This window comes from Mycobacterium talmoniae (assembly GCF_001854525.1).
GTDB lineage: Bacteria > Actinomycetota > Actinomycetes > Mycobacteriales > Mycobacteriaceae > Mycobacterium > Mycobacterium talmoniae.
Map to the genome: position 1 here is coordinate 1 of NZ_MLQM01000359.1, position 871 is coordinate 871.

At 68.2% G+C, this 871-nt stretch carries 1 protein-coding gene; it reads right to left on the minus strand.

Annotated features, from left to right (window positions below; all coding sequences use genetic code 11):
* The coding region (locus tag BKN37_RS27355; protein WP_131823735.1) for a PPE domain-containing protein at nt 1-871 on the minus strand (871 nt) is incomplete at both ends.

Here is an 871-nt window from a genome sequence, read left to right on the forward strand (position 1 = left end):
GGGGTGGGGGGACTGGTCGGCATCTGCGGCATTTGCGGCATCGACTGGGGCGTTTGGCTGATCGGGCTAGCAGCACCGCCCATCCCTTGGCCGAGGCTGGTGATCATCGGCATCGGTGACGGCATCATCGGCGCATCGTCGAGCAGCGGTGCGGGGGCGGGATCGTCGATCGGCGGCGTCGATGCGGGGGGCAGGTCTGAGGCCTGTGGAGGGGTGAGCTTAGCCGCTGATTTGGGCTGCAGGGGGTTTGCGGCGCCGTCTGAGTTATCGGCGTCGGTGTGCTTGGGAGGAGGCTGATCGTTGTCGTGAGGGCGCGATGGACCGTCGTGGGGCTGATCGCCGCCAGGTGTTTTCGACTGGGGTTCGGGGTTGGTGGGAGACGGTGGAGGCGTTGGCATCGCTGCCGGAACCGTGGACGACAAGGCGTAGGAGCGCACCACGGTGTTGGAGTTGTTCTGGGTTTCGGTGAGCTGGCGGCGGTAATTGAGTGCCTGTGAGGCTGCGGCGGGATTGCCGGCCGCCGCGGCGGCAGAGGCGTTGGCGTAATTGGACCGCAACGTCATCACAGTTTCCGGGGTTGGGTGATTGGCGAGGGCTTGGGCGTGCGCGTTGCGGACGTTGTCGGCGTGCCCGGCGACAGCATCGGCGGCGGTGGCGGCATCGTCGAACCATTTGGCGAAGCCGCGCAGCCGGGACAGCGCCTTGTCGCTGGAGTCACCTTCCCAGTGGGCTTGCAGGTGGGCGGCCGCGGCGTCGAGGCTGAGCCGCTGGCTGCGGCAACCCGCGGCGATGGTGCGCCAGGTGGCGGCCATCTGCGTCAAGGATGCGCCTTGGTCGCCCGTGCGTAGTGCAGTGGCGTGGACCTCGGCGG